The sequence below is a fragment of the Streptomyces sp. SID8352 genome (assembly GCF_009862265.1).
Lineage (GTDB): Bacteria > Actinomycetota > Actinomycetes > Streptomycetales > Streptomycetaceae > Streptomyces.
Genome location: NZ_WWGX01000004.1, coordinates 1 through 7,432, shown reverse-complemented (window position 1 = coordinate 7,432; position 7,432 = coordinate 1). Strand labels below are relative to the sequence as shown.

The window sequence follows — 7,432 nt, the reverse complement described above, 5'->3', positions numbered from 1 at the left end:
CCCCAAGCCCGCACCACCGCCCCCGAAGCCCACGGCCACCAGAAAGCCGCCTCTCCCCACCCCACCCGCACCCACGCCCACACCTCCGCCCCCGAGCCCGAGCCCGACCCCCACTCCGCCCGCGCCCCCCGCGGTCTACCAGTGGAACGAGCTGGCGTACGACGTGGGCGGCGACGGCACGGGCCCGGAGATGCGACTGGCGCAGAGCAGTTGGGTGTGGCAGCGCACCTCGCTGTCGATCGGGGGCGAGGAGCACGCGCACGGCGTCACGGTGCGGGGCCGCTCCTCGGCCACGATCGACCTGAACCGCGCCTGCACGGCCTACGACGCGCTGGTGGGCGTGGACGACCTCTCGATGGGCCTGGGCGAACTCCGCTTCACGGTCCTGGCCGACGGCACCCCCCTCTGGACCTCCGACCCGGTCAGGGGCGGCACCCCCGCCGTACCGGTCCACGTGGACATCACCGGCCACAAGACCCTGACCCTGACGGTGGAACCGAGCAGCCCGCTGGACGAGGTGGTCCTGGCCGACTGGGCCGAATCCCGCTTCACCTGCGAGTAGCCCGCCCCGCAGCCGACGGGGCGGGACACCCACCCGAAGCCGACCGGCCGACCACCGCGAAGGCGGAGAAGCGACGACGCAGCCACAGCCCTCACGCAAGGCGAGGTCAGGAAGCGACCCCAGGCACGAACCGACACCCGCCCACGACGGAAACCGGGCAGCCAAGGACGTGTGGACCCCACCACCCCCACACGGCGGAACCCGAGAGCGACAGTGAGCGCCCCGCACCCGAGCAAGGCGAGAAGCCGGGAGTGGCCAACGGCGTGCCCCCGCACCCGCCCACGGCGGAACCCGGAAGGGAAGGGCGGACGACTGCCCACGCACGACGGGAGCCGACGGAGAAGGTGGGCGAGCACCCGCACCCGCCCACGGTGAAAGCCGGAAGACGAGAGTGGGCGCGTTCCACACCCGCCCAAGGCGAGAGTCTGGAAGACAAGGCCGGGCGAGGCGCCCGCACCCGCCCACGGCGAGAAGCCGACGGAGAAGGCTGGGCGAGGCGCCCGCACCCGCGTACGGCGGCAAGGGGACGGGGCGGGGGTGGCCGCCCGCAGAGGTTGGCGCGTCAACAGACTGCGCCCCCTAATCACCCCATTCCGCGCCGTTCCGAGGACGACCACCCCCGCCCCGGCCCCAACCCCAAAACACCAAAGGCGCAAACAAACACCCCCACCCACCAAAAGATGCGCCGCAGGCACAACCACAACCCACCCGCACCCGCACCCACAAGCCGCAGGCATCCCCCACACACAACAACAGCAGGCCGCAGGCACCCACCCCGGAAGCCCCACCCCCAGGCACCCCACACACCCCACGAGCCCCGGCAGGCCCCCAGACCCCCCGCCGACTCGCCCCCTACCCCCGCCGAACCACCGCCCCCGCACCCCCCAACGCCCCCCGCTGCGGAACCACCCCCGCGGGAACCGCCCGCTGCCGACCAGGAGTCCCCGTCCAGCACGTCCCCCGCCGGGACAGCAGCCGCCGCAGCCACAGTTCGAGCGAGATGAGGTCGGCCAGCCCGTCCAGCGCCAGCAGCTCCCCCGCCGCGGCCCCCCGCACCGCCTTCCGCACCACCCGCGCCTCCACCAGCCCCGCCTCCGCGAGCAACGGCGTGTCGAACAGCCCCAGCAGCGGATCCGCCGCCATCCGCAGCCCCGTGTGCGCCGCGGAGACCGCCGGCACGGCGGACGGCACCCCCCAGCCACCGGGCAGTTCGCTCACCCCCGCCCCCTCCAGCACCGACCGCAGCACCGCGGCCCGCGCCCCCGGCCGCACCCGCAGCGCCTCGGGCAGCGCCCGGCAGGCCCGGACGACCTGGTTGTCGAGGAACGGGGTGTGCAGCCGCTGGAAGCGGATCTCCGCGGCCTGTTCCAGCACCCGCACCTCCGCCGCCCGCCGCGCCAGCGCCGCCCGCGCCCGGAAGTCCCCGGGCCGCTGCGCCTGCCCCACCGCGGACCGCTGCGCGGACGCCTGGAGGCGAACCGATACTTCAGCCAGCGCCTCCCCGGTCAGCCACCGCGCCGCCGGCCCGGGTCCGCCCCAGGTGAGCGCCGCGAGGGAGGCGTCCGTCGCCCCGCCGTCGCCCGGCGCGTCGAAACGCCGCCGCAGCAACTGTTCGGCGAGTCCTTCGAGCCCGGACCGGTACGGGGTGCGGGAGAGCCGCCGGGCGGCGGCGTAGACGCGGGCGGGGACGAGGACGGAGCCGTCCGCCTTGGCGAGGGCGGCGACGGGCCGCACGAGATGGCGCCGCTTGCGGTCCATCAGCAGGTCGGCGAGGCGCGCCGGATGGGCGTCGAGGACCTGTCGCGCCCCGTACCCGGTGAAGTGGTCGGCGCTGCCCGCGGCGAGCCGCGCCCGGTGGCGCGCGGCGGCGACCAGGCAGGGTCCCGGTTCGTCGGTGAGCGGCCCGTCCAGGGTGGCGTAGGGCAGCTCGTGCCGGCCGCCGGCGACGACCACGTGGTGCAGCCGGGGGTCGGCGGCGAGCGCCCCGGCCCGTTCCAGTTCGGCGTCCTGCCCGCCGGTGGCGAGGTCGTTGAAGGTGACGGCGAGCAGCCGCTCCCCCGCGCCGGTGCCGTGCCCGAGCACGGTGCCCGGCGCTCCCGGCAGCCCGGCCGCCAGCAGGGCGAGCGTCGCGGAGGCCGGGCCACCGGAGAGGTCGGCGCCGATGCCGGGCACCGGCATGCCGCGCGCGGCCCGCCGTTCGGCGGGGCCCATGCCGGGGACGGGGCCGGGGTCGATGCCGTCCCCGGGGACGTGCCGGGGCGCGGCGAGGCGGGTGCGCACGGCCTCGACCAGGGCGTCCCGCACGCCGTCGACGGCGTGGTCGGGATCGGCGGGGGGCGCGGCGACGGCGAGCGAGGCCACCGGCTCGTATCCGGTGATCTCCCGCGCCCCGGCGCGCAGGACCAGCGCGTGTCCCGGCGGGATGCGCCTCACCCCGTCGTAGGGGGTGGAGTCGTCGAGGGCGGCGGGCACGTCGGGCGCGGCGAGCAGCGCGGCGAGGTGCCCGAAGTCGAGGTTGGCCTCGACGAGGTCGGCGAGGGGCAGCGCGGCGGTGGCGTAGGCGGTGCCGCCGGCCCAGGGGGTGTGGAAGACGGGGCGCGCCCCGGCGAGGTCGCCGCAGACGGTGATCCGGCGGCCGACCTGGACGACGGCGGTGTAGCTGCCGGACCAGGCGGTGAGATGGCGCAGGGCGCCGCCGCGCGCGGCGAAGAGGCTGAGCCGCAACTGCTCGTCGTCGGCACCGCAGATGCCGAGCACGGCGATGCGGGTGCGGTCGTCGGCGGCGACGACGCGGATCTCGTCGGGGCGCCAGTCACCGACGGCCCAGAGGGGGTCGGGGTCGCCCCAGAGGAGCTGGGCGCCGACCGGCCGCACGGTCTCGCCGTCGTATCCGGTGGCTCCGGCGGAGTCGATCCCGGCGGCTCCGGGGACGGCCGCGGCGGCACTGCTCCATCCCACCAACCACCGCATCGACGCCTCCACAGGCTGGGGACAACCAGCGCACCGCAGGAACTGGTTCCCCATGCTGCCATGAAGGGCGCGCCACGGAGCGTCGGCGGAGCCGCGTGTGCCCCACGAATGCGCCCCGTGGAGCCGTCCGGACCCGTCGGCGCTTCGTCTGCCGAGCCGTCAGCGGCCTCTCGTCCCCGTACCTCCCCAACTCCCGTGCGAACACCTCGTGTCCCACCGGACGCACCTGCCACCCGGGCCACGCCCGGCTCCCGCGCCGCGTCCGTCACACACGCATCGGGCACCGGTTCCGAGCCGACTCCGGCCGCTCCGGCCGGACCCGCGCACGCCCCCGAAACGCGCCCTTCCACTCCTCCGGCACGCCCCCGAGTCCCCGGTGAAGGCGCCTCAACCCCGATACGTGAGGGTCGATTTTCAGCCAATCTGAACCGGCGCCCCTCATGGCGGACACGCTCCGTGCAGGCTCTGCGCACCGCCCGGGTCCGCGCGGCCCGGGAGGCGAGGCATGCCCCCCGGACCGGTCCGCCGCCCGCGGGGATGTAGGCGGCGGCGTCCCCCAGCCCACTGGACCCAGTACAGCGGGCCGACCCACGCACCGCTCATGGAATCGCCGCCGGCTCGGCCCCAGAAAGAGCGCACACGCGGGCGCACGGCCACACACCGGGAGCGCGCCGCGACGCACCGTGCCCGCTCCGCACCTCAGTACGGACCACAATCCCGCCATCCGGAACAATGCCTCTTAACGCATGGGATGCGGCGAACTACGCTGGGTTTACGAATGCCGCGTGGTTATGCCAGGGCGGCAGCCGTCTGTGTCGAGGGGTGGCGCATGTCCAGGGAGCAACGCGGGCCGAACGAAAAGCTCGGCGCCGTTCTCGCCCTCGCGGGAATCAGCAACGCGGGCCTCGCCCGCCGCGTCAACGACCTCGGCGCACAACGCGGGTTGACGCTTCGCTACGACAAGACCTCGGTGGCGCGCTGGGTGTCGAAGGGCATGGTGCCGCAGGGCGCCGCCCCCCACCTGATCGCCGCCGCCATCGGTCAGAAGCTCGGCCGCCCGGTGCCGCTCCACGAGATCGGCCTGGCGGACGCGGACCCCGCCCCGGAGGTCGGCCTGGCCTTCCCCCGGGACGTCGCGCAGGCGGTCAGGTCCGCCACCGAGCTGTACCGGCTCGACCTGGCGGGCCGCCGGGCGGGCTCCGGCGGCATCTGGCAGTCGCTCGCCGGCTCCTTCGCGGTCAGCGCGTACGCGACGCCCGCGTCGCGCTGGCTGATAACCCCGGCCGACAGTTCGGTCGCGCGTGACGCGAGTCCGGCCGAGGGCTCCGGCGCACCGCTCAAAGTCGGCCACAGCGATGTGCAGAAACTCCGGGAGGCCGCCTCGGACGCCCGCCGCTGGGACTCCAAGTACGGCGGCGGGGACTGGCGTTCCTCGATGGTCCCCGAGTGCTTACGCGTCGAGGCGGCCCCACTCCTCCTCGGCTCCTACTCCGACGAGGTCGGCCGCGCCCTGTTCGGCGCCTCCGCCGAACTGACCCGCCTGGCGGGCTGGATGGCCTTCGACACCGGCCAGCAGGAGGCCGCCCAGCGCTACTACATCCAGGCCCTCCGCCTGGCCCGCGCGGCGGCCGACGTACCGCTGGGCGGCTACGTCCTGGCCTCCATGTCCCTCCAGGCCACGTACCGCGGCTTCGGCGACGAGGGCGTGGACCTGGCGCAGGCCGCGCTGGAGCGCAACCGGGGCCTGGCCACGGCGCGCACCATGAGCTTCTTCCGGCTGGTCGAGGCACGCGCCCACGCGCGCGCGGGCGACGCGGCGGCGGCCGGCACCGCGCTGAAGGCCGCCGAGAGCTGGCTGGAGCGCTCCCGCCCCGGCGACAGCGACCCGACCTGGCTGGGCTTCTACTCCTACGACCGCTTCGCCGCCGACGCGGCCGAGTGCTACCGGGACCTGAAGGCCCCGCGCCAGGTGCGCCGCTTCACCGAGCACGCCCTGTCGAAGCCGACGGAGGAGTTCATCCGCTCGCACGGCCTGCGGCTGGTCGTCTCGGCGGTGGCCGAGCTGGAGTCCGGCAATCTGGACGCGGCCTGCGAGCAGGGCGTCCGGGCCGTCGAGGTGGCCGGACGGATCTCCTCCGCGCGCACCACGGAGTACGTCAGGGACCTCCTGCACCGCCTGGAACCGTACGGCGACGAGCCGCGCGTGGCCGAGCTGCGCGAGCGGGCCAGGCCGCTGCTGGTGACCCCGGCCTGAGACGGGTACCGCCTCCCGGGTTTGAGGGCACTGTCGGCGGCGCAGTGCACTATCGGAGCCGGGAGGTGGAGCGGGTGCGGACCGGGAGCGCATACGACTGCGACGTGCTGGTGATCGGCGGCGGCATCGTCGGCCTGTCCACGGCGTACGCGATCAGCCGCGCCGCGCCGGGCACCGGGGTCATCGTGCTGGAGAAGGAGCCGGGCCCGGCCCGCCACCAGACGGGCCGCAACAGCGGCGTGGTCCACAGCGGCGTCTACTACCGCCCCGGCTCCCTCAAGGCCCGGTACGCGGTCCGCGGCGCCGCCGAGATGATGAAGTTCTGCGCCGAGTACGGCATCGCCCACGAGGTCACCGGCAAGCTGATCGTCGCCACCGAGCGCTCGGAGCTGCCCCGGCTGCACGCGCTGGTCCAGCGCGGCCGGGAGAACGGCATCCCGGTGCGGGAGCTGGGCCCCGCCCAGATCGCCGCGTACGAGCCGGAGGTCCGGGGCCTGGCCGCCATACACGTCGGGACGACGGGCGTCTGCGACTACCGGGCGGTGGCCCGGCAGCTCGCCGCCGCGTCCGGCGCGGAGCTGCGCACCGGGGAGGAGGTGGTCCGCGTCGACCGCCGCCCCGGGCTCGGGGTCGCGGTCCGCACCCGCGGCGGCACGGTGCTGCGCGCGCGGGTCCTGGTCAACTGCGCGGGGCTGCACTGCGACGAGGTGGCCCGGCTGACGGGCGACGAGCCGGGCATGCGGATCCTCCCCTTCAGGGGCGAGTACTACGAGCTGGCCCGCCCGGAGCTGGTGCGCGGGCTGGTCTACCCGGTGCCCGATCCGGCGTTCCCGTTCCTCGGCGTGCATCTGACCCGGGGCATCGACGGCGGCGTGCACATCGGACCGAACGCGGTCCCGGCACTGGCCCGCGAGGGCTACGGCTGGGGGATCGTACGGCCCCGCGAGCTGGCGTCGACGCTGACCTGGCCGGGCACCTGGCGGATGGCCGGGCGGCACTGGCGGTACGGCGCCGGGGAGCTGCGCCGGTCGCTGTCCAGGACGGCGTTCGCCACGGCGGTGCGCCGACTGCTGCCCGGGGTGAAGGACGAGGACCTGGTGCGGGCGGCGTCCGGGGTACGGGCGCAGGCGGTACTGGCGGACGGAACCCTGGTGGACGACTTCCTGATCCGGGAGGGCCCCCGGACGGTGCACGTACTGAACGCACCGTCCCCGGCGGCGACGGCGGCCCTCCCCATCGGCCGCGCGACAGCCGCCCGGGCCCTGAAGTCCCTCACCACCTGACCCGGAGCACCAGCACACGACAACAGCCGGAACCACCCACGGCGCCCCCCGACCCGCGCACGACAGGACCGCAGGAGAACAGCGAGCGGGCCCCGCACCCGCCCACGGCGAGAGCGGGAAGGACAAGGCCGGGCGAGGTACCCGCACCCGCGCCCGGCGAGAAGCCGACGAAGAAGGCTGGGCGGGTGCCCGCACCCGCGCACGGCGGCAAGGGGACGGGGCGGGGGTGGCCGCCCGCAGAGGTTGGCGCGTCAACAGACTGCGCCCCACAACCACCCCATTCCGCGCCGTTCCGAGGACGACCACCCCCGCCCCGGCCCCAACCCCAAAACACCAAAGGCGCAACAAACACCCCCACCCACC

4 protein-coding genes are annotated in these 7,432 nt (G+C 75.3%); 3 read left to right on the top strand and 1 reads right to left on the bottom strand.

Going from position 1 to position 7,432, the window contains the following annotated elements; translation table 11 throughout:
• On the top strand, window positions 1-562 hold a 562-nt coding region (locus tag GTY84_RS01200; RefSeq protein ID WP_202548968.1), incomplete at its 5' end, for an NPCBM/NEW2 domain-containing protein.
• A gap of 852 nt (window positions 563-1,414) precedes the next feature.
• On the opposite strand, the gene GTY84_RS01195 is transcribed toward GTY84_RS01200, so the two are convergent.
• Window positions 1,415-3,532, bottom strand: a complete 2,118-nt coding sequence (locus GTY84_RS01195; protein ID WP_161224124.1) for an asparagine synthase-related protein — start codon at window positions 3,530-3,532, stop codon at window positions 1,415-1,417.
• A gap of 829 nt (window positions 3,533-4,361) precedes the next feature.
• On the opposite strand from GTY84_RS01195, the gene GTY84_RS01190 reads away from it, so the two are divergent.
• Window positions 4,362-5,786, top strand: coding sequence for an MFS transporter (locus tag GTY84_RS01190; RefSeq protein ID WP_161224123.1), 1,425 nt, complete (start codon window positions 4,362-4,364; stop codon window positions 5,784-5,786).
• Window positions 5,787-5,851: 65 nt separating this feature from the next.
• Window positions 5,852-7,069 carry an L-2-hydroxyglutarate oxidase gene (gene lhgO / locus GTY84_RS01185; RefSeq protein WP_161224125.1) on the top strand — a complete coding sequence of 406 codons (1,218 nt, stop codon included), beginning with the start codon at window positions 5,852-5,854 and terminating at the stop codon, window positions 7,067-7,069.
• The last annotated feature ends 363 nt before the right edge of the window (window positions 7,070-7,432 follow it).

Bases quoted from the DNA above. Each gene is read 5' to 3' on its own strand.
- GTY84_RS01195 (WP_161224124.1), bottom strand. From the start codon at position 3,532: ATGCGGTGGTTGGTGGGATGGAGCAGTGCCGCCGCGGCCGTCCCCGGA.
- GTY84_RS01190 (WP_161224123.1), top strand. From the start codon at position 4,362: ATGTCCAGGGAGCAACGCGGGCCGAACGAAAAGCTCGGCGCCGTTCTC.